The 23,499-nt window shown below is 38.1% G+C and carries 23 protein-coding genes and 1 riboswitch; all 23 genes read right to left on the bottom strand.

Annotation, left to right across the window (positions count from 1 at the left end):
• Positions 1 to 20: 20 nt before the first annotated feature.
• Positions 21 to 809, bottom strand: a complete 789-nt coding sequence (locus tag RBU59_RS17755; protein ID WP_308143842.1) for an IspD/TarI family cytidylyltransferase — start codon at positions 807 to 809, stop codon at positions 21 to 23.
• Between the two features lie 174 nt (positions 810 to 983).
• Positions 984 to 2,006, bottom strand: a complete 1,023-nt coding sequence (gene tsaD, locus RBU59_RS17750) for a tRNA (adenosine(37)-N6)-threonylcarbamoyltransferase complex transferase subunit TsaD (protein ID WP_308143841.1) — start codon at positions 2,004 to 2,006, stop codon at positions 984 to 986.
• 140 nt (positions 2,007 to 2,146) lie between these two features.
• Complete coding sequence (locus RBU59_RS17745) at positions 2,147 to 2,749, bottom strand: DUF6715 family protein (protein WP_308143840.1); 603 nt, start codon at positions 2,747 to 2,749, stop codon at positions 2,147 to 2,149.
• Between the two features lie 39 nt (positions 2,750 to 2,788).
• Positions 2,789 to 3,703: a ribonuclease Z gene (locus RBU59_RS17740; RefSeq protein ID WP_308143839.1), complete on the bottom strand. Its 915-nt coding sequence runs from the start codon at positions 3,701 to 3,703 to the stop codon at positions 2,789 to 2,791.
• Between the two features lie 362 nt (positions 3,704 to 4,065).
• The gene (locus RBU59_RS17735; protein WP_308143838.1) at positions 4,066 to 4,311 is read right to left on the bottom strand and encodes a hypothetical protein; all 246 of its coding nucleotides are present in this window, start codon (positions 4,309 to 4,311) and stop codon (positions 4,066 to 4,068) included.
• A 274-nt stretch (positions 4,312 to 4,585) separates the two neighbouring features.
• Complete coding sequence (rimI, locus tag RBU59_RS17730) at positions 4,586 to 5,017, bottom strand: ribosomal protein S18-alanine N-acetyltransferase (protein WP_308143837.1); 432 nt, start codon at positions 5,015 to 5,017, stop codon at positions 4,586 to 4,588.
• An 88-nt stretch (positions 5,018 to 5,105) separates the two neighbouring features.
• Entirely contained in the window at positions 5,106 to 5,819 is a 714-nt protein-coding gene (gene tsaB, locus RBU59_RS17725) for a tRNA (adenosine(37)-N6)-threonylcarbamoyltransferase complex dimerization subunit type 1 TsaB (protein WP_308143836.1), read from the bottom strand.
• A gap of 68 nt (positions 5,820 to 5,887) precedes the next feature.
• On the bottom strand, positions 5,888 to 6,331 hold the full coding sequence (gene tsaE, locus RBU59_RS17720) for a tRNA (adenosine(37)-N6)-threonylcarbamoyltransferase complex ATPase subunit type 1 TsaE (protein ID WP_308143835.1): 444 nt from the start codon (positions 6,329 to 6,331) through the stop codon (positions 5,888 to 5,890).
• Between the two features lie 332 nt (positions 6,332 to 6,663).
• Entirely contained in the window at positions 6,664 to 7,290 is a 627-nt protein-coding gene (locus RBU59_RS17715) for an ECF transporter S component (RefSeq protein ID WP_308143834.1), read from the bottom strand.
• A gap of 312 nt (positions 7,291 to 7,602) precedes the next feature.
• Positions 7,603 to 7,768: riboswitch (FMN riboswitch) on the bottom strand.
• Between the two features lie 97 nt (positions 7,769 to 7,865).
• Positions 7,866 to 9,623: a class I mannose-6-phosphate isomerase gene (locus RBU59_RS17710; RefSeq protein WP_308143833.1), complete on the bottom strand. Its 1,758-nt coding sequence runs from the start codon at positions 9,621 to 9,623 to the stop codon at positions 7,866 to 7,868.
• A gap of 69 nt (positions 9,624 to 9,692) precedes the next feature.
• Positions 9,693 to 10,625 carry an ROK family protein gene (locus RBU59_RS17705; protein ID WP_308143832.1) on the bottom strand — a complete coding sequence of 311 codons (933 nt, stop codon included), beginning with the start codon at positions 10,623 to 10,625 and terminating at the stop codon, positions 9,693 to 9,695.
• Between the two features lie 46 nt (positions 10,626 to 10,671).
• A complete protein-coding gene (locus RBU59_RS17700; RefSeq protein ID WP_308143831.1) occupies positions 10,672 to 13,134 on the bottom strand; it encodes a hypothetical protein in 2,463 nt (820 codons plus the stop codon).
• Positions 13,135 to 13,168: 34 nt separating this feature from the next.
• On the bottom strand, positions 13,169 to 13,960 hold the full coding sequence (locus RBU59_RS17695) for a carbohydrate ABC transporter permease (protein ID WP_308143830.1): 792 nt from the start codon (positions 13,958 to 13,960) through the stop codon (positions 13,169 to 13,171).
• A 286-nt stretch (positions 13,961 to 14,246) separates the two neighbouring features.
• Positions 14,247 to 15,146, bottom strand: coding sequence for a carbohydrate ABC transporter permease (locus tag RBU59_RS17690; RefSeq protein ID WP_308143829.1), 900 nt, complete (start codon positions 15,144 to 15,146; stop codon positions 14,247 to 14,249).
• A 107-nt stretch (positions 15,147 to 15,253) separates the two neighbouring features.
• Positions 15,254 to 16,573, bottom strand: a complete 1,320-nt coding sequence (locus RBU59_RS17685) for an ABC transporter substrate-binding protein (protein ID WP_308143828.1) — start codon at positions 16,571 to 16,573, stop codon at positions 15,254 to 15,256.
• A 228-nt stretch (positions 16,574 to 16,801) separates the two neighbouring features.
• The gene (locus tag RBU59_RS17680; RefSeq protein WP_308143827.1) at positions 16,802 to 17,524 is read right to left on the bottom strand and encodes a GntR family transcriptional regulator; all 723 of its coding nucleotides are present in this window, start codon (positions 17,522 to 17,524) and stop codon (positions 16,802 to 16,804) included.
• 310 nt (positions 17,525 to 17,834) lie between these two features.
• Positions 17,835 to 18,317 carry a VanZ family protein gene (locus RBU59_RS17675; RefSeq protein ID WP_308143826.1) on the bottom strand — a complete coding sequence of 161 codons (483 nt, stop codon included), beginning with the start codon at positions 18,315 to 18,317 and terminating at the stop codon, positions 17,835 to 17,837.
• Positions 18,318 to 18,574: 257 nt separating this feature from the next.
• On the bottom strand, positions 18,575 to 19,267 hold the full coding sequence (locus tag RBU59_RS17670) for an SDR family oxidoreductase (protein ID WP_308143825.1): 693 nt from the start codon (positions 19,265 to 19,267) through the stop codon (positions 18,575 to 18,577).
• A 50-nt stretch (positions 19,268 to 19,317) separates the two neighbouring features.
• Positions 19,318 to 20,196, bottom strand: coding sequence for a nitroreductase family protein (locus RBU59_RS17665; protein WP_308143824.1), 879 nt, complete (start codon positions 20,194 to 20,196; stop codon positions 19,318 to 19,320).
• 24 nt (positions 20,197 to 20,220) lie between these two features.
• Positions 20,221 to 21,003, bottom strand: a complete 783-nt coding sequence (locus tag RBU59_RS17660; protein WP_308143823.1) for an ABC transporter ATP-binding protein — start codon at positions 21,001 to 21,003, stop codon at positions 20,221 to 20,223.
• A gap of 34 nt (positions 21,004 to 21,037) precedes the next feature.
• A complete protein-coding gene (locus tag RBU59_RS17655) occupies positions 21,038 to 22,141 on the bottom strand; it encodes an ABC transporter substrate-binding protein (RefSeq protein ID WP_308143822.1) in 1,104 nt (367 codons plus the stop codon).
• A gap of 39 nt (positions 22,142 to 22,180) precedes the next feature.
• Entirely contained in the window at positions 22,181 to 22,975 is a 795-nt protein-coding gene (locus RBU59_RS17650; RefSeq protein ID WP_308143821.1) for an ABC transporter permease, read from the bottom strand.
• A complete protein-coding gene (locus RBU59_RS17645) occupies positions 22,959 to 23,498 on the bottom strand; it encodes a hypothetical protein (RefSeq protein WP_308143820.1) in 540 nt (179 codons plus the stop codon). Before RBU59_RS17645 ends, RBU59_RS17650 begins: the two co-directional genes overlap by 17 nt.
• Position 23,499 lies beyond the last annotated feature (1 nt).

The following is a 23,499-nucleotide window of genomic DNA, read 5'->3' as shown; positions in this document are numbered from 1 at the left end:
TATAATCAAATAATTGTCTGCTAAAGTATCTCACATGGCTTTTCTAATAAAGCTTCTCCAATAATAAGATCTTCCGGTGTGGTTATCTTGATGTTTCGATAACTCCCCATAATCATTTTGATGGGACATTTCATCATATATTCCACTACCATTGCATCATCTGTAATATTTAAACTGGTTATATCTGTATTATTTAAATTCTCATCCGGTCTGGTTACAGGCAAATCCTTATACTCTTCTTGTTCCTTATTGTATGCTAATTTCTCCATTATCATACAATATGCGCGCTTTATAATATCATAAGAAAATGCTTGAGGCGTTTGAACAGACCAGATTTTATCCCGATCCGGCGTTTCTATGACGATTCCATCCTGATTAACTGATTTTATTGTATCCTTACTAGGTACTCCTACTACACATGCTTTATGAATTGCCATATTTTTTATAGTATCTTCAATTATTTCAACAGAAATAAAAGGTCTTACACCATCATGAATAAGTACATAATCAGCAAAATCAATTTTTTTAAGACCATTAAATACAGAATGGTAACGTTCTTTACCTCCCTCAATAATATACTGAACTTTTTTAAAATTGTAATAATCCACTATTGAATTCTTGCAGAAATCAATTTCACTTTTACCTGTTACTAATATAATTTCATCTACACTACTTTCTTCAAACGCTTTAATAGAGTAGTACAGGATTGGCTTCCCCCCAAGAAGGAGATATTGTTTGGCAGTACTGCTGTTCATTCTCTTTCCTGTTCCTGCTGCCAAGACGATTGCGACTGTTTTTTTATTATTCATATTTAAACCTTCTCATTCACGTAATACAGCGAATAGCAGTTTCGCATTTTTGATATTATAACAGGCAACTTAATCACTCTCGACTGATATAATATTTAGTTTATCTATATTTTCATCTTTCTCCTGTTTCTGCTATTGTATCTGCTCTAACCCCTGATTTTGATTAAGCTCTAATTATCTCTGTCCAATTTTAAGATTGGGTACTGCATTTAAATCCAGCCCATGTCTGGTACCATTTAAGTATTCATAATAAGCTGCTGCTCCGATCATAGCTGCATTATCCGTACATAAAATAGGTGACGGATAATATAATTTTATTCCATGTTGTTTGCAAGCTTCACCCATAACTTCCCTTAATGTTGTATTTGCTGCTACACCTCCCGCAATTGCAACTTTACCCATATGATATTTGCCGGCAGCGGCAATCGTCTTAGAGACTAAAACATCCACAACAGCATCCTGAAAAGAAGCCGCAATATCTGCTGTATTTACAGGCTCATTTTTCATGGCACAGGAATTAAGATGATTTAATACTGCTGACTTCACCCCGCTGAAACTGAAATCATAAGGGAAACCCTCAATATTTGCCCGAGGAAATGTAACGGCATGTCTATTGCCTTCTTTTGCTAATTTATCAACCTTGGGACCTCCGGGATAACCTAATCCTATAGCCCTTGCAACTTTATCGAATGCTTCTCCTGCCGCATCATCCCGTGTCTTCCCGATAATTTCATATTGACCATATTCTTTTACGATTACGAGATGGGTATGGCCTCCTGAAACAATCAGACATAAAAATGGCGGTTCTAATTCTTTGCTTTCTATAAAATTGGCTGAAACATGCCCCTCAATATGATGAACACCTATTAAAGGCTTTTTCGTTGCATAACTGATTGCTTTTGCTTCGGCAACACCCACTAAAAGTGCTCCTACCAAACCAGGTCCATAGGTAACACCAATTGCATCTATGTCATCTAAAGTTACTTTAGCTTCATATAAAGCTTCCTTAATTACCTTATTTATTTTCTCAATATGTTTTCTGGATGCTATCTCCGGAACAACCCCTCCGTATAATGTATGCAAGGCTATCTGGGATGAGATTACATTCGATAAAACAATCCGGCCGTTTTTAACTACGGCTGCTGCTGTCTCATCGCACGAAGATTCAATGGCTAATATTAAAACATCTTTTTCCATAACTTATTCTCCTGGTTCCAAATTTTCTTATAAATGAACTTTACCTCAGGTGATTTTATTTCTAAAATCACCTGAGGCAAGGATTATTTTTAATAACAATATTACCCTTTTCTTAAGTTTCCTGCAACACTTTTTAAATCTTATTTTTCTGATACATCGATTTCTTTTTTATCGGTTAATTTCCAACCTAATATCTTCCAATTATTATCCTGATCCTGCTTGAAGAGAAATTCCTCAAATATCTTTGAATAATCATTTTTTTCCTTCGTAGTAAAAGACATTACACTGGAAGCATATTTCTGTTTTTCTTTATCCCAGTATTTTATTGAATCGCTGTTTTCTATAACATAATTCATAATGCTTCTATTTGCTTTCCTATATTCTGTTATCTCCACATTCAAATCGGATAAGTAATTCTCGGTTGGATTATTCTGAAGCAATTCTTCATCAAATAACTGGCGCAGCTGGTTAGCCAGCTGTTCTGTCTGTTCTTTAGTAAGTTTCTCATTATATAAACATTTTGTTATTCGGCTGTACAGCTTTAGTACTTCCCTAGGAGAAGAGGGATAATTTTTGGTGATATCTTTTGCCAAAAGCCTTTCCGTTTCACTCATAGAGGAAACTGACTCCATGGGAAAAGGAACTGTCCTGGTCCTGATATAAAAATACAGTGCAATTAAGGTAGCAGAAAAGATGCACATAAAAACGATCGTTTTCACTCTTTGTTTTTTTGTTTTTTTCATAGACTGCCTCCTTTACTTAGGTTAAATACCATCATAGAATTATTCATCCGGGTCAAATTCTAAAGTGATACTCTTTCGATCCTTTCCAGCTTTTGCATTAGGAAAAATTGCACGGGTATCCTCCATATACATCTCTGGCTTTACTAAAGACGGACTGTAATGGGTTAGCCATAATTCCTTTACATTAGCTGCCTTGGCTAATCTGGCGGCATCATAAAATGTCATATGTTTATGATCGATTGCTTTATCTTCTTTATCTTTCTCCCCATACATACCCTCACAGATAAACAAATCCGCATCTTTAGCATTTTCGGAAATAGCTGCTATAGGTCTGGTGTCGGTGCAGTAAGTGAGTTTAATCCCTTTACGAACTGGTCCTAATACCATATCAGGGGTATAAACAATATCACCGGCTTCTATGGTTTCCCCTTTCTGCAAACGATTCCAATACATCTGGGGTACCTTATTATCATTGGCTTTCTGGGTAAAAAACCTGCCCCCGCGTTCTATTAATATATTATATCCATAACAGACCACGTTATGGTTCACCTTAAAGGCCTGGATAACGTAACCGTTGAGTCTTATTTCTTCCATCGGATCCGTTAATTCAATAAAATGAATATCAAAGGGCAGCTCCGGGGCAATAATGCGAAGTGCATTTACAACCCGCTCCAGTCCTTTGGGGCCTATCATTGTAACAGGTTTGGTCCTGTCTGCATTCCCCATGGTTAAAAGCAGTCCGGGCAATCCGCTTATATGATCACCGTGGTAATGGGTAAAACATATAATATCTATAGGATGAAAGCTCCAACCTTTCTCTTTGATTGCTATCTGGGTTCCTTCTCCGCAATCAATTAATAAACTGGAGCCATTGAATCTGGTCAACAAAGCTGTAAGCCAACGGTTCGGCAATGGCATCATACCACTGGTACCAAGTAAACAAACATCTAACATCTAATTTCCTCACTTACTTCTAATCACATATTATTTATCGTATTTTTTTACCAAATAATTTATATAATCTGTAATAAATTTAATTAATTTAAGTTATTATTGTTATTCTACCCTTTTCAATAAAAACATACACTTATTTCCAATATCTTTTCTATTTTACATAGTAACATAACCTTACTATATAATCAAGGGATAGAGGATAACACGGTAATTCGAGTGTAACACGGTAATTCAAGTGTAACACGGTAATTCAAGTGTAACACGGTAATTCAAGTGTAACACAAAAAGGCTGCTGCAAATGTGCTCCCGGTTTCTGATGAACAGACAATCCGGTGAGTTTATTCGCAACAGCCTTACTCCTGCTATAATACTTCTTTTTTACGAACTACTTCTATTGGTATTTTAAAAGTAGATATTAAATTATCATAGCATTCTTCGCATATATTAAATTTATGGACTTCTAAGTCGTATTTAGAAAAATATCCCCACTCCTTGGCAGCTTCAAATACATCTTCTTTCATTATCCCCTGCTCAATATTAATTTTTTTTCCACACACGTTGCAACATACATCCTTATTCATGCGGATTTTCACCTTAACCTTGTCCATGTGTTATCCCTCCTGCTAACTTGGCCCACTTCTTAGTATCATTATAACGGTTTCCATGGCATTTTTACAGTGGGAATTAATGTATCTCAATCTCCTAGTATAATCCAATCCCTTTTTACACACTTGCTTACCTCTGCCCCCCTGCAAATATCAACATAAGTTATTTTAGGTTAAATTCATCGCATGGTAAAAGCGGTGGACCATTTGGTCCTTAATTGTGACCTTTGATTCTTATTTCCGAAATTACATAATAAGTAATATCTCTATGATTATTTTATCGTAACCACATTATCAGAGCATCTTCCGTCGGTTCTTCATAGAAATTCTTTCTGATTCCGGCATCCTTAAAATCTAACTTATGGTATAAAGTAATCGCGGCCTCGTTACTTACCCTTACTTCCAGGGTAAAAGCATCTATACCGTTCTTTTTCCCTTTCTCGATCAGAGCAGATAACATTGCGTAACCAATACCGTGGTCTCTTATCTCTTTCTTCACTGCCACATTATTAATCTGCCCTTCTCCTGCAACTCCCCACAAACCACAATATGCTATAATTTGACCCTCTTCTTCTACTACCAGATAAATATTCTGCCGGTTTTGAATGGAATTTTTAAAATCATCAACAGTCCAGGGTTTTGAAAATATGCTGCATTCCATTTCATGCACTATTAACAGGTCTTTTTCCTGCATTTCTCTTATTAACATGAATGCTCCTATCTTTAAACCGGTTTAGGTCAAAACAGATATCCTTAAGTTTCTCTACACTATAGTACCATTCATACACCTGGTTTCCTTATTCCTTTTGAGCCTTTTCTTTTTCCATTAGCTCTCTTTCTGCCTGGGATAGTCTGAGGTATACCGGCTCATGAACATCTGCATTATCCATAAGCCCTTTCTTATAATAAATAATTCCCAGCGCGCCAACCGCTCCGGCCCTTTGCTTTGATAGATGAACCGGTGCAAAGCTATATGGAACTCTCATAATTTCTGTTAATTTAGCTTCGTGAACCTCCACTCCATCCCCTAAAAATATTACTTCTCTGCCCAGTTGGTTAAGTTCTGCCGCTATATCCGTAATGCCGACCGCTTTCTGAGGTCTTACAACCACAAATTCTTCATCCTGATATTCATAAATTCCGGTATATACCTGGTTTCTTCTGGCATCCATAATCGGACAGATTACCCGGTCAGTTCCATATAAATTATAAGCCAGGGCATCTACCGTAGGCACGTTTATTATCGGTTTATCTAAAGCAAGTCCCAATCCTTTCGCAGTTGATGACCCTATTCTAAGTCCTGTAAAAGACCCCGGGCCGCCTGCAACCGCAATTGCATCAAACTCTTTTAAATCCTGATCTAACAGTTTCATAATATCATCTAACATAGGCAATAAAGTTTGTGAATGGGTTTTCTTATTATTTACCGTAAATTCAGCCAATAATTTTTCTTCCGTAACTACCGCAACTGATGCCACAAGTCCTGAACTATCTATCGCTAATATCTTCATATTTACTCCATTTCTAAGCATAGATTTATTGCTTTTAGTCGCACTCTATTTATACCAAGCCTTATAATCTATTCATCTAAAGCTGTAAGTCCATTCTCTAAAGTGATCTTTCTATAATCAAACCCCTTGTCCAATTCTTTCTCAATGGTAATAACCGCGGGATTTGGTGGGAGTATTTCTTCAATTAAATTGGACCATTCTATTAAACAGACTCCGTCCCCGTAAAAATAATCCTCGTATCCCAATTCATCCATTTCGGTGATATCTCCGATTCGGTAGACATCAAAATGATAGAACGGAAGCCTGCCATCTTCATATTCTTGTATAATGGTAAATGTGGGGCTGTTTACTGCTTCTTCTATTCCAAGTCCTTTGGCGAACCCCTGTGTAAATACTGTTTTACCGGTTCCCAGGTCCCCTAAAAGGCAATATATATCGCCTGCTTTTGCCTGTTCTCCCAATTTTTTACCAAGGGCATAAGTATCATCCATTTTATAACTCTCTATAACCATAACATATCTCGCTTTACTTTGTTGGATTTGTTTATCTATGTGCAATTATAGCAGATTGAACTTAAATTACAAGTAGGTCAAAATGATAAACCGGAAGAAACCCCGTCATCCTTTTTCATCGGGTTAAGGCATACATCATAATGTTTTAATTATCAGCAAAATAAATAGAGTATATCCTAATACAGTTTACTGCAATTTCCATGCAGCTTTAAAACGTCTTGTAATTCTATGTTCAACGTCACTCTGTAATATGATATACTCTATCCTTTGATTTTGTATTGAATTTCTTATGACTTCAGTATCAAATGCCCAATTAAATTCTTTTCCTCTTCTTACAAACGGTTTTTTAAAAATCGATATGTGTAATTGCCGATAACACCCAGGAAGATACCTTTAACCAGGTTAAAAGGTGTAATACCCAAAAGAATTAAAGTAAATTTGTCTTTTATTCCGGGAATCACTGTTGCTGCAGCCAGAACATTTTCCATACCGCCGTAAAGAGTTGCATATAAGGGAATCGTAACAAAATAATTCATTAAAAATCCTGCAATTGTCATACAAACGGTCGCCACACCAAAAGATAAGATAGATTTATATTTATTCTTCATTCTTCTATAAATAATCGCTGCAGGTACAACATAAGCAGCACTTACGATAAAGTTGGCTAATTCGCCGATCCCTGCTGTTTTAGTTGCAGTAATACCTTTTATTAAATTCTTGATTAACTCAATTACAAGTCCAGCCATAGGACCAAATTGGAATGCACCTATAATCGCAGGGATATCACTAAGTTCAAGTCTTAAGAAGCCAATGAATGGCGGTGACTCCAATAACATTAATACATAGGAAAGTGCTGATAATAAACTGATTGTGACCATTGCCCTGGTACTAAATGCAGTACCTTTTGATTTGTTTGTGTTAGATGCTTTGTACTTTGTTTCATGAGTTGTTGTTGACATATTGTTCTCTCCTTTAAATGATTTGAAAGGAAAATTCTTGATTCTTCTCATACAGGTTCTGGGGAATGGCCTGCATAAGTACTTCCGTTCAATTAGTATGAACGGATTACGTAAGATAGAGTCCGGAAAGTCAGACTATAGCGCTGACGCGCTGTCACTTCATCGACAATATACATCCGGCGCGTCATGTGCATCCTGCCGGTCGGGCTTTTTATTTTACAGGGAAGTCGATGGACTTTCCTCTGAAATAAAAAACCTCGAATCTATTGATTCGAGGCTAATGTTTAAAATTAGTTGCTGATAACTGCAACAATTTTTCTTCTCACATCCAGACTTTACTGTCGGTTTTGGAATTTCACCAAATCAACTGATAAACTGTGATTCTCATGTAGTTAACACTTAACTTCATGATATATCGGAATATCAGGTCGCGGACTATACCGCCGGTCGGGAATTTCACCCTGCCCCGAAGAATTTCCTTTATTTAATTAATTTTTATTAACAGCTTTAGTTTACAACTTTTTTATGTTACTGTCAATATGAAATATTTTTAAAATCAACCACGATTATATTAATCACTTAACCGATGCGGCTATCACAGATATCTCTTTACCCTCAGCCGGACCGCTTGGAGTCATGGTATATTCCTTTACACTTGCCGGGATGATAAAGGTTTCTGCATAATGAACCTCAAAGGGCTTAAACTCTCCGGCTGTACCCGCTATAGTTACTTGCGCCCCTTCCACTAAGTTCAGCATATTGACGCTATCTTTACAGTAACAGGTAATTGTTTTATTAAAAGTATACCGGTAAGTATCAATAAATTCACGGTTATGCAATCCGGTATGCTCTACCGTTAGACCGTCTTCCTGTTTACAGATCTCTGCCTGTCCAATCAGATTATTTTTAACCCAGGTTGTATCCCTGTCCCAATCAATATTTTTTAAACCATGCTCAATATGGATTGGACGGGGTTTGCCATCCAAGCCGGTTCTTCCCCAATCCCATAGTTTAAAGGTAAAGATATACGGTGTTGCGCTAATTTCAAGTACCATGGTATTTTTGCCAGAACAGTGAATTGTACCTGCCGGAATCAGGACATGGTCATGTTTTTTAACAGGTATTTTATTTACATATTTTTCAGCAGGAAATTCATAATTGTCCTCCTGTGCCTTCCGTAAATCTTCCGCCATCTGCTTCCGGTCAATGCCCTCCCTGGTTCCCAGATAGACGAAAGTTTCTTCTTCCTTAGCGGCATCTAATATATAATAACTTTCGTCCTGGGTATAAAACATACCAAAGGTTTCCTGTATGTACTCCGTAAGCGGATGCACCTGCAGGGAAAGGTTACCTCCCTCCATTGTATCCAGAAGATCAAAACGAATTGGGAATTCTGCTCCAAACCGGGCATGTACCCTATCTCCAAGTAACTGTTTCGGACAGTATAATACTAAATCCATACAGGGAATTTCAACCAGAACATTCCCAAATTTAAGATTCAAACTGTTTTCTTCCGGTACTCCGTCAAAACTCCAGGCGTAATTCGGTGAATCCGGATCCAATCCAAAGACTTCTCTCATCCACTGTCCTCCCCAAACCCCCGGATCAAAATAAGGTTTTAACCGGAAAGGTTCCCGGCTTACCTGATGAAGCGCGTTGCGAAACGCATCTCCAGTTATCATTTTGGGATGACACGGACTATTTGTATCAACAACATAATCAAAATCCTCAAAATGAGACTTTTTATGTCTGTCCGCAAGGCGCCACTCCACAAAAAAACCTCGCTTGAATTTACTTAAAATAGATTCATCCCTGTTATCGCATTTCCAATTAGGCATCCCCTTACGATAACGCAGCTGAATTTCCCACCTGGACAAATCAAAATAGAAGTAGACATCACCTAACGTAATTAACCCGGCACCTACACCTATAATAAACGTTAGCTTTTGTTGTCCGTCGGATAATCGTTTTCTAACCTCTTCTATCTTAGACCCATCAAAACAAGTTTCTAATTTTTTATAGGTCATTACACCAAATACACGGTCTTCCGTAATATTATCCTGAAAAATTTCAGCAATTTCATCGTTTTTTAAGGAACAATCTTCCGCATCAATAACTAAATCAGGATTTAACCTCTTAAGCTGACCTGTCAGTTCCTCTTTATCCACTCCCGGATATAAATCGAATACGAAAATATGTTTTCCGTCTGATATCAGTCTTCGAATTTCTGTTAAGATGGATTCATAACCATCAAAAGCCTGGTCATCAAATCCAGTAATGTCCTTGTAAGGCAGCAAATCGTAATTCTGATATTTTGAATATTTTCCACTCATTTTTTTCTCCTTATATTCTGGTAACACTCCATTCAATTATAACCCAGGGTTTCCCTAAGTATATCCGGCTTAATTACCGGGAGCATTTTTTATGCTCTGCATTTGTACGTATAATCCTTTTAAAATACTCATAGATGTATCTTCCGTTAACCGTACGGAAATATTATATTTCTGACAAAACTCCTCCAGTTGTGAACCGAAAAATTGAAAACTTTTCGATATCTGACCGCCAAGAACCAGACAATCGGGTCCGAAGGTTTTAAGATAAGGAATCATCGCTTTTGCCAGGTTATCACCAAATTCCCGGAAAGTATTAAGGGCAGCCTCTTCTTTCCTTATTGCCCTTTCATATAAAACGATTCCCTCCGTCGGTTCACTGTAAAATCTTTTTGAAATAGTTTGCAACCCCCGGACAGAAATATAATCATCAATTATACTGTTTTTAAATGGGGTCTTATAGATCCATCCGTTTTCCGGAAAATTGTCGGATTGCTTTTTTAATACCCTTCCGCTCTCTGTAAAAGATGAGCCGGCTCCGGTACCGATACATAAATACATAACCCTGTGACAGTTTAAGGCGGTGCCAAAATGGCTTTCTCCCATTGCAAAGGCTTCCACATCATGAATAAAGGTAAATGCTAAGTCAGGTTTGAAACATTTTAGAGCTTTTGTGTTTTTTAATATTCCCATCAGCTCTTTTTTAAAATCAAGGCCATAAATTGCATCATATTTATTCAGTCCGGTCATTTTGCTGATTCCGTTTTCATAATCAAAGGGCCCGGGAAAAGCCATTCCGATTCCGGCTATCTGCTTTAAGGGATCATTAATCTCGTCGATTAAGATATTACTGATATCTGCGAAATTTTTAAATATTTCATCTTTTGCCCGATTTGCCCCGGAGTCAAAGGAATTCATCTGATTGTTTAACAATTCCCCTGTTTCTGTCAGGATTCCTGCTTTGATTTTCGTTCCGCCTACATCGAACATTAAATAATAATTCATATCCACCTCTTCCAATGGCTCGCGTTTTTTTGCGAGACTATTCACACTATATATAGAAGGAAACCAAACCTTCGTTTACTGCCTCGCAAACTTTCATTGCATCTTCTTTGGAAGTTTTATCTATTGTTGTAATTGTATATGCAAATTCATAAAATCCACCAAGATCAACTTTAAAATTGGTTTCCCAATAGTTATTCATTACCCAGGAATATACGGTACTCTGATTCAGCTTCCTATCGTTTCCGTCACAAAGCTGTATCGGTTTTGCCTTTAAATCTCCAAACGTAATCAAGGGCGCATCTTTCACGGATATTATAACTTCTTTATCTGCACCCTCCATAACAATACCATTCTGCAGCAGATAGAATTCCTTATTACTTCCGGGAAGCTGGTCAATACCCGGTCTTATGATACAGCCTGTTTTATCCAGATATTTTACTTCATCCCCTCCGGTGGTAAAGGGCAATGAGATATATAGGTTCTCCGGTTCATAAACACTTTCCTTATGAATCCTTACCATGGCCTCGATCTTTGGAATTTCCTTATATACTTTTAAGAATACACTGTAAAGTTTTGTACCCTCCAAAACATAATCCAGCTGTACCGCAATATATACGGTTCCATTTTCAATAACCTGTATATTATTTAATTTTGAACCATAACGCCTGGTTGATATATTTTTACGGTTTCTTCCCATCTTTCTGCGTTCTTCACAGGGATTTGTTCTAATATCGGTTACTTCATAGATACCGGAGAACGGAGCATATAATGTATCCACACGGATTATATCTTTCTGATCCCGTTTGTCTATAATGGAACGAATACCGGATTCCTCATCAAAAAGAACCTTATAAAAATCCGTTTCAATACAGAATACATCTTCTTCAAATGTATCCGGTACTACAATATCACTGACACCCTCGGCACCAATATGTGCATGATTTTGTACCGTATTATTAACCGGCTTTCTTGTTGGATATATAGCAATTATTTTTTCTTCCTTGGGTTTCATGGTAACGACTACTTCAACCTGAATAGCACGGGCTATTTGTTTTATCTGATGGCTTAGAACCTCCTTTGTGTTCACATCAACTACTTCAATCGGTATATCCAGTCCAAAATTAATTCCGTCCATGTATTCCCAGAACTCTATATAGATAAGCGCTGTTGTTTTTAACGGAATGTCATGGGGGTTGATAATTTTATATTGCTGGGGTTTATCCTGTTTAATCGTTACTTCTCCCTTTTTTGCCAATATAAGATCCAGGTTTTTGGCAATCTCCGTATTTCCGTTAATGGCATAAGCGGATTTTTTTAATTCCAGATCCCCGACCATGGTCTCCCAGGGTTCTGAAACGGAAGAAGAATACCCCCAGGTATGTTCTGCGTATAACATCAGATTTTCGGAGGCCTTTTCAACTAAGGAGGAATCTCCCAGGTTGGCAAACGGATCTAATTTCTTGCATAAGTCATATTTTCTCTGGGCATCCCGGAAATTCTTCACAACAGCAGGAGTAGATCCGACTCCGTCTGCCCACCAGTCATTCCAGTCTCCTTTGTAAGTAGGTATATCACTGCATTTATCCTTTACCTGCTCAAAAAATTGATCCAGAGTCACCATCTTAAACTGTATCTGTCCGGCAAATTTTTCATTTAGAAGATTTACTCTTTTTGCAATAGATACACTTGGTGGTGCATTATCCGTAATTGCACCAGATACCATAAACGGCACCAGATCATAGGGATAATTCTCCTCCTCCAGATTATTAAGGTAACGTTTTAATCTCTCGCACAATACCTTAAGCTCCATCTCCTCCGTATCTGCCGCTCCGGTTTTATACATGGAATTCTTCTTCATCTGCTCCCTGTATTCATCAAATATAAGATAAGAGGTACCTGAATGAGGTGCAAAATGAAGTTCATTTCCAAAGTGGTAATGCTCACCGTTCCATACCAGAACTTTGTTTCCCTTTGGACTTTCCCAATAAAAAGGAATCTGTTTTTTATAAAGAGGAAACATGCCGTGATGAGGATGCAAGCAGGAAAATAAGTTTTCAACTCCGTTCTCATATAGAGCATCTGCATAACCCCAGGCAAAGCCGTTAATATCTGCAGTCATACCGCTTTTTACCGGCAGTCCGGTTTTATCCCCGAATTCTTTTGCCTTGCCTATCCTGCTGTTTAATATATCATAATTGATAAGTTCTGTCATATTTAAATAGTTACCGGATAAACCGATTTCACCGCTTTTAACATACTTTTCAAAGTCTTCTATATAATTCTTTTCCGCATGGGCATAAAAATTACGGACCTGCCAGTAATTTTCACATTGCCATACGAAACCGTTATATTCTGTTTTATGATTGTCATGAAGGTCATTTAATATATCAATTGCCTGTTTTATAAAATCCTTGTGATAATTAATGATCTTATCCTGGCGCTCCGTATATCCGATATCTGTGTGGGAATGATGAATCAGATATATGTTCCATTTTCTGTTTAATTTCATATGATTACCTTCTTTCTATAAATATATTTCCTGATTATTTGCTCTGATAAGCAAAACCGGCTTCAAAATTCTTTTGCAGAAATATAAATAACAATATGGTTGGAATGGACACGATAATACATCCAACTAAAAGCGCCGGTAAGTGAGCTTTACCCATTAAAGATATTGCTGCCATTACTGGTCTTATATTTGAGGATTTTGTAAAGGTGATACCAAACATCAGGTCATTCCAGGCCCAGGTAAACTGGGACAAAAATACGACAGATAGCGGGGCTTTCGCCATAGGTACAAAAATTCTGGTTAAAATCTGCATATCCTTGCAACCGTCTATTTTGGCTGATTCACAGATTTCATTTGAAATACCGATAAAAAAATTCCGAAGAACAAACATACTGAATGGAATACAGATCGCCGTATAAAATAAAATCATACCCAATCTGGTATCATAGAGATGTAATTTGGAAAACCCTCTGTAAACCGGAATTAAATAGATCTGGAAAGGAAAAATCGTTCCGCAGTAAATGAAAAGGAACCAGAACATCCTGAATTTAATTTCCAGCTTTGCTATTGCATAAGCCGCTAATGTGGCAATTACAACTGAAAACAGGGCGCCGCACAAAGCATAGAAAAAACTGCTTAACATCCCCTGTAAAATATTCGCTCCTTTATTCAAATAGGTAAGATTATCTAACAGCATAAAGCCTTTCGGCAAGTCCCATATATTACCTAAATTATACTCCTGTTTTCCTTTTAATGCACCCAGAATTGTAAATATTACCGGAAAGATCCAAAGTACTGCAAGTACTGACAATATGCTGTTTATCATAATTTTTGTTCTCTTTTTTTGTCTTACCATATTAATACCCATTGCATAACACATCTGTTCTAAGATGTGTTACTGCCACAAATAAAAAGTGTGAAAGAATCTTAATGTGGCATTCCTTCCTTAAGTATATTTTCTTCCACACTAACGTAACTTGGGTCGCTTAAGCGACCGCAAATGTTACTAGAAATCAAGGGAAATATAAAAATTTCGCCCTCCCGCGGAATTCTTATATTTCAATAGAAAGCTGCAGAGCAGTTTTCTATTCCACACTAACCCACCTTTATTGTTATACTGTCAGGTTATTATCTGAAAATGTATTTTTCAGATTAAAATATGCCAGGAATAAGATAACAACCGATAAGACAACCGCAACAGCCGAACCAACACCGAATTGATTCCTAATAAAGGATTCTTCGTACATAGTTAAGGCCAAAGTCTCCGAACTGCGGTAAGGCCCGCCTTTAGTCATAACCCAGATGGAGTCAAAGATCTTAAAGCTGTTAACCAGAGACATTAAAAATACAACTATTGTTGTAGGTTTTAACAAAGGAAAAATAACTTTTGTATACATACTGAAAGTTCCTGCACCTTCGATAGAAGCCGCTTCAATCGGAGAAGCAGGAATATGATTCAGTCCTGAGATAAATAAAATCATATTTAATCCGATTCCCTGCCACATTCCCATTCCTATCATAATAAACGTATTTACATAGGGGATTGCAAGCCAGTCACAAACCAGATTGTCCATTCCCAAAAGCCCGAATATCTGCGGTAATCCGTAAGTAGATATCATTGAGGCAATAATCATACCTCCTACTGTTGCAGATAATGCAGTCGGAAAATAGAATATATTTTTAAAACCTGTTAACCAGGAACTTCTGGATATTAAAATCGCAAAAAACAGTGGTATTACCAGGGAAATCAACAAGGAACAGACAACCCAGATTAAGGTATTCATTACGGAGATCTTGAAATTAGCATCATGGAACAGATATATGTAATTGTCCAGACCCACAAATTTAATGGGTGAAAATCCATCCCACGAATTAAAGCTTAAATAAATCGTATAAAAGATTGACGTAATGAAAAATAGACCTGTTAATAATACTGCAGGTAAAAGATATAAGTAGTTTTTTAAGGTGCTGCGGCCTTTTTTTGTTCTTTTATTTTCAATCAACTTATCCATTTGCTTCCTCTTTCTTATATGGTGTATGACCGATGGATAAAACATCAGGGCCCGGTTTGCCCGGGCCACTTGACGTACTGTGGAACAATTGGTTTAAACGAAACAGATTATTTTAAGCTTTTGAAGACTTCATCTGCTTTCTTCTGTATGTTGTTTAAAACTTCATCTGTATCTGCACCGCTGTACATAAATCTTGACAGTTCATCCAGGGCATAATTCCTGATATCTTCGGGAGTGTTTTCATAATATCTTAGATATAATTGATAGTTATCAGGTTCCGCACTCATACTTAAAATATTCTTGATGGTTTTATTGCTCACATCAACTTTGCTGGTATTTGCTATACCGTTTTCATTTAACATTACGTTTTGCGTATCCGTCTTATAGAAATTACGCAGAGCAGCCAAAGCAGCATCTTTATCTTTACTTGCTTTTGCTATACAAATAGGAGATGCTTCAAAAAAGATTGTACTTTTTTGTCCGTTCATACTCGGAACTACAAAGGAATCAAAATCCGTTCCGGCTTCCATTCCATATTCAGCCACCATTGTATTAGCAGTGGGATTCGGCTCCAGCATAATAGCAATTTCTCCTTTGGCAAAGGTCTTAAATACATCACTGTATAATTGGGGTTTTGCAAAATATCCCTTATCAAACATACTTCTCCAGATTTCCATAACTTTTTTAACGCTTTCATCCGTATAAGCTTTGGTTCCGTTACAGATATCCACATACAACTGAGGGTCGTAAGCAGCGATTAATTGTTCAAACCATATAAAACTTGCCCAGGAATCATTTTTTAAACCGATGGGAGCAACTCCGCTTTGTTTAATTTTTTCACAAGCGGCCAAAAATTCATCAAATGTTTTCGGCACTTCTGTTACTCCGGCTTTATCAAAAACAGTTTTATTATATAAACATGTATTATACAAAACACTATATGGTGCCGCATAAGCTTTTCCATCTACCGTAAAAGCTTCTTTAATATCTGCAGATACTCCATCCGCTATGTAATTATCCCATTCCGCAGTCAAATCAACTAACTTGTCATTCTTAGCCAGGGTTTCTAACTGGCTTCCGCTCCACCAGGTGAACATACCAGGTGCGGATTTATCATCGATGGACTGTTGCAGAGAAGTCTGATATGCAGCTACATCCGGAAAATTCACTATTTTAACGTCAACACCGGAATCATTTTTCCACACTAAGGATAACTCGTCGATAATAGCCTGATCACTCAATTTGTCAAGCCAGAATTCTGTACTGCCTCCTGCTTTCGCAGCTTTAGAATTAACGTCTTCCGGTTTTGTATTCTCTGTTGAAGAATTACTGACCCCTTCGGATTTTGTGCCCCCACACCCGGTAACGATGATGCTCATCATAGTTACACTTAATAATAAGGCCATGATTTTTTTCATTTTAAACATGTTGATACCCTCCAAATTCATATTTATTATAACGTTATAATGTTATAACGTTATAATAAATATTAGCATAGTAGTTTCTAAATGTCAATTGCAATTACAAATAAAAAATCCATTACACACATTGATTCATGGAACCTTTTTTCTCTGAAAAAGTAATCTGAATCTGTATTAGTAATGGATTTTATTTATATAATTGCAATTATGCGACAGCAATTATTTATGTTAAATTTATAGTTCCACTGAGTACTTATATTTATCTCCGGGATAATAACAAATAGTATATTCAACTATTTCATTCTGCTGGTCCGTGGTTACCCTGGTTCTTTTAAAAACAGGGGAGCCAACGGATATATTCAGATATTTACCAATCTCCTTATCAGCCAGAACCGCTTCAAAGGTATCCTGTCCCTTTACAATTTTAACTCCATACCGGGTATCCAGCAGGTTATACAATGAGTCCATATACTGCTTCGGATCCAAGGGAAGTTCATAGCTCCTTTTTAAATAAGTAATGGAATATACAATGGGAGATGCTTTAGCCCCTCTGACACGAACTAACTTATAGGCCTCTTCTCCATGTTCAATCTCTAATTTTGCGGCTATTGTCTTATTTACTTTTTCCAATGATATATTACAGTAACCGGTCTCCATCTTCATGCCATGCTGTTCCATCTCTTCGGAGAAGCTGATGACCCGTTTTAATTTCTCATCAATTTTTTCAAATACAACTATTGTTCCAATACCCTGAGCAGGTTGTAAATACCCTGCATTGACCAATGAACTTACTGCCTGCCTTACTGTTACACGGCTGACTTCAAAAAGCTCCTGCAGCTGTTTTTCACTTGGTAAAACATCACCGCAAGCGTATTCCCCTTTTTCAATCTTCTCCTTAAGAATACCTTCGATTTGAGAGTATAAAGGAGCAGCCCCCTTTTCGTGATTTAACTTCATTCCATTCATCCTTTTCTGTATAATGATTTAAAATATGATAGCCCTGGCGCGTCATGTGCCTCCTGCCATAAGATAAAAAACTCTCGTCTTTATTTATTAAAGACGAGAGCATATGTCTCATGATAACCCTTTTAATTCAACCCATCTTTACAGTAAGAGTCTCATCTATTGTATTATAAATCTAATTTAAATCTTTTGAACTGTAGAAATTTACCTGATTTCATTCCGGTAAAATTACATTAACCGTAATATTATTGTAAAATTCTCTCATTTAGGATAGCATGTGAAATAAAATTTGTCAACTGTTGATTCATTTGGGCTTATATCTGTTATATATCTTAAGGAATAGAAAAAAAATCAATAAACCAAAGGTTATTCCAATACTGTCGATTAAAACGTCCGTAATCTGACCGGAGCGTTCCGGTACAAATAATTGATGAAATTCATCTGAGCAGGCATACAGGATACAGATTCCCTCACACCAAAATAACAAGTTCCATCTGCGTTTTTGGTGAAAGGTATAAAGAGGAAACGCTACTGTTATAGCGAATAAAGCATATTCGGTCAGATGCCCTAATTTACGAACAGGTCCGTGTATCGCTTCTATCATGGACAACTTTTCTCCCGGGGTTAAATCAATATTGGCTACACTGGTCACCGTATCTATAATTTTTTGTGTTAATCCTAAACTTAATCCAGAGGATTGTTCTCCATTCGCAGTAGAAAACTGAAAGATCAGGAGCATCATAACAACGGCCGGCAGCCAATAAAGCAGTTTTAATTTATTTTTCATATTGCACCCCTTGTATTCGCTAATTTACCTGCAAACTGCCTAAACAGGAAGTTAAAAATTGTTTATTGCGGTACTGGTGTTTCCATACTTTTATATCTTATTACAGAATTTGCAGAAAAACAAGATTAAAATATTCCATTTTACACCCAATGCATTTCACTAGTTTACTTGCGAAACTGCCCAAATAGAAAGTGAAAATTGCTTTTCCTTTTCACCTGCTCCCCATTGCATACGTTTCTTTCTTTTAGGATAAGATATTAATAAGTATCACCGACTATCGGCCTTATACTAAGTTCTTCCACAACGGCCTGTTTCGACAGCCTGAAAATCGTTGCTATCATAATACCCAGATCAGAAGTTTCCAATAAAGATACATCCTCCGCCGACTTTTTCTGACGGGTTTCGGTACTGGTGGCTCCGGGATGTACTAAGGACACACTGATTCCATAGTCCTTACACTCTGCCCTGAGATTGTAAGCATAGGAACGAAGTGCCCATTTGGATACTCCGTATACCCCTCCCTTGTCCTGACGGATTCCTGAAGTAGAACCGATTATTACTATTTTATCCCCTGCTTTCAGTTTTGGCAGAAGTCTCTGTATTATTCTGTAATTTGCTACCACATTTGCTTCTAATATCTCGGAGAGTTCGCTTGCATTGGGTTTGATAACCGAAGTCTTTGTCTCTGCTTTCGGAAACCTGGCTGCGTTCATAATCAATCCGTCAACATCAAACCCCTGCTGCTCCATAAACAGTAACAGGCGGTCGGCACTCTCTTCGCTCGTAACATCCAGAGGTAAAATCAAGGTGTCCGGCGGCAGTTCTTTTGCTGCTTCTTCCAGTTTGTCCTTATTTCTGCCGGTCAATAACAAACGATGTCCAGCCTTAGCCAGTTCCAGCGCAGTGGCCTTACCAATTCCGCGGCTTCCGCCAATAATCAAAATATTCATGTCTTTCCTCGTTTCCTCACTTGAATTAATGGATGCTGACCTTTGTTACTTTATACTCTGGCTAATACAGTATCTTTTACATCCCATCTTAAAGGTGGATGGGGCGTCTGGTCTCCGTACCCTACATCAACATAAGTAACCAGTCTTATATAATCCGGCAGTTCAAAACGTGCTTTCAGCCTTTCACACATAACTTCACTAAAGGTAAGCCATACCCCTTCCAGTCCAACCGCATGAGCCGCAAGCACAATATTCTGCCCTGCCGCACCGGCATCCAGCAGCTGATTTCTCAGCGGAGTAAAGGAATTCGCGCGGTAACATCTCATATCCTGTAATATAACCAGATGTACCGGACCCCCGGGAACATCACTTCCCTTGAAAAGTCCCGGTTCATTTTTCTCTTTCACTACAATATAGCGAATTGACTGTACATTACAACCATGTGCTGCCCATAATCCGGCATCCAGAACCTTATCAATCAATTCGTCCGGAACATCTATATCTTTAAATTCACGCACAGATCGCCTTTCTCTTACGATTGTGAAAAAGCTATCCTCCATTTCCCTAGTCACAGGTGCCGGGGTGAATGGAGATAAATCCACTTCTTCTCCTTTTATTAATCTTTCTGCCGCCTCGATCAGAAAGCCGGTATAACGGTACTCAGGTAAATCTTTAGACAATCCTTTCTTTTCCCATAACTCCAATAAATGCCTGGCATAATCCGGCTGTACCTCACTTAACTTTTTATGCCTGTAAGCTGCTGAGTACATTTGGATTTCCAACAGATGATGGCTTCTTTCTCTTACTCTGGCACGAAACTCCACCTCATCCATCGCCAGAAAATCGGCATCGGTCAGCTTCATATTATTATTCCAGATTTCTTTACTTTCTTCTACGCTCATATAATCCATACTTGTATCACGCTGCATCTTTTTTCCTCCTGTAAAATATCTTTAGATCGAATTATTATCTATAGTATCTAAGTTCCCGCCATTGTTAATATCGATCATCACTTCATTTGCTATATGAATTAAATCTTTTGCATTACGATCTCTTTTCCCGTGATGGGGTACTTCATAAATTCTTTGCACAGTGCTTGGTCTGGGACTTAGGAGTATGATTCTGTCAGCCAGATAAACAGCTTCATTGATATCGTGGGTAACGAAAATAATCGTCTTTTTTTCTTTCTCCCATATACTGATCAGTTCCTCCTGAAGCTTGCATCTTGTCAGATGATCCACCGCACTAAAGGGTTCATCCATCAGTATTACTTCAGGTTCCATTGCAAAGGTTCTTGCAAGCCCTGTCCTTTGTCTCATACCTCCTGAGAGCTGGGCCGGATACTTATGCTCAAAACCTTTCAGATTTACCATATCGATATATTTGGCAACCCGCTCTTCCTGTTCTTTCTTTGGAATTTTTGCAACCTCCATGCCAAAAGCCACATTTTTGTATATAGTCCGCCATGGAAATAACGAGGCATCCTGGAATACAACGCCGATATCCCGGCTGGTCCCCTTTACCTTTTTATCATCCAGTGTTACTTCTCCGCAGGTAATATCCAGTAACCCTGCAATAATCTCCAAAAGAGTACTTTTGCCGCATCCGCTGGGACCTACGATACAGATAAATTCTCCTTCTTCTACCGTAAAGTTTACGTCTTTTAAAGCCTGGACTTCATTCCCATCCGCACTAGTATAATACTTGCTTACATTTTTTACGCATACATTTGGCATACTATCACCTCTCCGCTTTTGATCTTGCTTCCTATTACTTTGCTTCAGGGTCAGTCATTCCCAGTTCATCCGCTGCAACCTGCGCAAATTCGTTTGTGTAGGTATGGGAATAATCAACGTTTTGATCTAACCAGCCATACTCTTTCATTAAATCCACCGTATAGGATAACCTTTTCTCCGGGATTACGGGATAATCCAGCCATACATCCTTTTCTGATTCGATGGCTTTTCTCATTACCTCTTCGCCTGTATTCATCTGTGCCGATACCCAGGTTACAAATTCATCAAAATATTCGTTTTTCACCTGTTCATGTACGGTATAATATGCGGTAAGGAAGCGCTGTAGATCCTCCGGTCTTTTTTCGATCATATCGTTGCTGGCTATAAGCGTACCCGTATAGTAATCAGGAATGTAATCCCACGCTCTTCCTAAAATATGTCCCTTACCCTCACTTTCTGCCAATGCCGCATAAGGATTATGAATAATGGTTGCATCTACCTCACCGGTGGTAAAGGTCGCATACGCAGACTGATAAGCACCGTTGGCCACCATTGTAACATCCTCGTCTTTCAGCCCTGCAGAATTCAGCATTTCAAGTACGGACAATTTCATACCGCCGGCAGCCATTGCCGTTCCTACGGTCTTGCCTTTTAAGTCTGCTATTGATTTAATATCATTATTTGCTATCAGCCAATAACTGCCGGAATATCTCCACATGTTACCTACTAACTTTGCAGGTACACCATTGTAAATACCGGGAACATAAGAACTTGGATCACCGTCGGCCACATCGATTTCTCCTCTGGTCATCAGAGATAATACTTCATCGTTGCTGCTCCATTCCAAATTATCAAATTCGATTCCTAGCTCTTCATACAGCCCTTTTTCTATTGCGAATTTATTTACCGCGCCGGTCATACCGGTGGCGAAACAAGACCGAATCACAATCTTATCATCTGCTGCTTTCGGAGTTTCAGTGGATACCTCATCCCCGGAGGCTGTATCAGAAGAAGTTTCCTGACTGCTCTCTGCCTTTGAACTGCCCGCTGCCGATTCAGTCCCTGTTTTTTGGCATCCTGCCAATAAACTCCCCACAAGTCCCAATACCAAAACTAAACTTAACATCTTTCTTTTCATTATGCTTTCCTCCTTAAGAAATCACTCAACAATAAAGTTCTATACTCTACGCCATTTATGACATATTGCATACTCAATCACAGTTACCAGTTTAACCAGCAATACGGAAATTACGGTTACTAAAATAATGATAAAAAACATCACCGGTGTATTTAAAAGATTCTGTGCCTCCGTCAGCAGATAACCTAAACCTGCCTTTGCAGACTGCATTTCTGAAAATACCACACCGGTCAGTGCTGTAGCAGCTGCCAGACGGAGCCCAGTAAATACAGACGGGAGTGCTGCAGGGATAATAACCATAAAAACCGTTTGCAATCTGCTGGCTTCAAACACCCTGGCCACTTTCAGGTACTCTGTTCTGCACTGCTTTGCTCCTCCGACGGTGTTATACAGAATCTGAAAAACAGAAAATAAAAATATCAGCACTACTTTTGATTTAAATCCAATACCAAACCACAAGATCAGAAGCGGTAATATAGCTGTTTTGGGAACAGCCATGATTGCTGAACAGAACACATTCATATACTCTTCCAACTTAGGGAATATGGTCCATAAAAGACCGATTGCGATTCCCACAAATGCAGATAATAAATACCCGACTGTTACCTCCTGCATGGTAAGAATGAAATGGGGCGCTAAGGTGCCGTCAACAATCATCTGGTACCCTTTACGGATTATAGAAGTGGGAGAAGCCATAAATACTTTCAGTACCAACCCATGATCCACAGCATACTGCATATATGCCAGCAGACCAATCAGAGTCAGTATTTGAAGCGTATTAATCCATGTGAACTTTTTCTTTCCTGCTCTTTTGGGCTTACTGTTTTCTGCCATATGTATATTCCCCTCTCTTAACCGCTTCACTTTCAAAATATTCTCTGGTACATTCTGTTCCCTCCAAGATGACATTCTGCTTTATCTTATGGGAAAGACATTTTGAAAAATTCTCGATGGTAGTTGTGTCAATCACATCACAATAAAAAGTTGCAAATTCTTTAAACCAAGGATAATCTTTCATGTATTCTCTCCAGATTACCGCATAAGGACAATGATCTTCTCCCCATTCCGGAATCCATCCGGTGAAAGGTAAATCAATAACTTCCATAAAATCCTTTACCGAATCAGTTTTAAGACCTTTGTTAAGTGCTTTCTCCCTAAGCTGATCCGAACGGTCTACACCCAGTTCGAATACCGTCTGCCGAATCAGATCCCTGGCTGTCTCAAGTCCATAACGCTCATATAATACCTTACTGAAATGAAAGTACTGCATGGCAAATTGTCTTGCTGCTTTTCTTACCTGCTCCACCATCAATTCTCTTGGAACATTTCCTTCGATTTTAAAATTATCCTTTCCCATC

The sequence above is a fragment of the Anaerocolumna sp. MB42-C2 genome, from assembly GCF_030913705.1.
Taxonomy (GTDB): Bacteria; Bacillota; Clostridia; order Lachnospirales; family Lachnospiraceae; genus Anaerocolumna.
This window is presented reverse-complemented; position numbering and strand designations above follow the sequence as displayed.